The 1,415-nt window shown below is 63.4% G+C and carries 1 protein-coding gene; it reads left to right on the top strand.

From position 1 onward, the window contains the following. The coding region (locus EN935_RS35925; protein ID WP_164771684.1) for an ABC transporter substrate-binding protein at positions 1 to 1,370 on the top strand (1,370 nt) is incomplete at its 5' end. Positions 1,371 to 1,415: the final 45 nt, after the last annotated feature.

Below are 1,415 nucleotides of genomic sequence, written 5' to 3'. Positions count from 1 at the left end.
GGCTCGTTCCACGGCTGGCGCTGAGTTGGGAGGGTGCTGCCGACGGGCTCTCAGTGACGTTCAAACTGCGCGACGGCGTCAAATGGCATGACGGCAAACCGTTCACCTCGGCCGACGTCGCCTTCTCGGCGCTGCAGATCTGGAAGCCGCTGCAGAATCTCGGCCGCACCGTGTTCAAGGATCTGGCCAGCGTCGACACCCCGGACGATCTCACCGCCGTGTTCAAGTTCGCCAAGCCGACGCCCTTCCAGCTGATCCGCAACGCGCTGCCGGCGCTAAGCAGCGTGGTGCCGAAGCACATCTACGAGGTGGGCAAGATCGAGGACAACCCGGCCAACAACGCGCCCATCGGCACCGGGCCGTTCAAATTCGGCGAGTACAAGGCCGGCCAGTATTACCGGCTGACGAAGAACACGGATTACTGGGGCAAGGACGAGCCCTATCTCGACGAGATCATCTATCAGGTGCTGCCGGATCGCACGTCCGCGGCGAGCGCGCTGGAGGCTGAAGAGATCCAGCTCGCAGCCTTCTCCGCCGTGCCGCTGGCCGACCTCGACCGCATCTCGAAAGTGCCGGGGCTGAAGGTGATCTCCAAGGGTTACGAAGGGCTGACCTATCAGCTCGTCGTCGAGATCAACCATCGCCGCAAGGAGCTGGCCGACGTGAAAGTGCGGCAGGCGATCGCGCACGCCATCGACAAGGATTTCGTCGTCAAGACGGTGTTCCTCGGCTATGCCGCGACAGCCACCGGTCCGGTGCCGAAGAACGATCCGCAATTCTACACGGCCGACGTGCCGACCTATGCCTTCGACGTCGCCAAGGCCAACGCGCTGCTCGACGAGGCCGGCTACAAGAAAGGTGCCGATGGCAACCGATTCTCGCTAAAACTGCTGCCGGCGCCCTATTTCAACGAGACCAAGCAGTTCGGCGACTATCTGCGCCAGGCGCTCGCCGCCATCGGCATCGACGCTCAGTTGGTCAACAACGACTCGGCCGCGCACATCAAGGCGGTCTACACCGACCATGCCTTCGACCTCGCGGTCGGCCCGCCGGTGTTCCGCGGCGACCCGGCGATCTCCACCACCATTCTGGTGCAGAGCGGCATTCCGGACGGCGTGCCGTTCTCCAACCAGGGCGGCTACAAGAACGACGCGCTCGATGCGCTGATCGCTAAGGCATCGGAGACGCTCGACACCACTGCCCGCACCGACCTCTACAAGGAGTTCCAGAAGGAGGTGGCCACCGACCTGCCGCTGATCAACGTCGCCGAATGGAGTTTTATCAGCGTTGCCCGCGACACGGTCGGCAACATCGCCAACAACCCGCGCTGGGCGGTGTCTAACTGGGCGGATACGTATCTGGCGGGTTGACCGCCAGACTTGCAGATCAGCGGTCCGGGTGCTCAGGTTCGACAA

The sequence above is a fragment of the Mesorhizobium sp. M7D.F.Ca.US.004.03.1.1 genome (assembly GCF_003998635.1).
GTDB classification, from domain to species: Bacteria; Pseudomonadota; Alphaproteobacteria; order Rhizobiales; family Rhizobiaceae; genus Mesorhizobium; species Mesorhizobium loti.
Note: the sequence above shows the minus strand (reverse complement) of the source record. Positions and strands in the feature narration are given on the sequence as shown.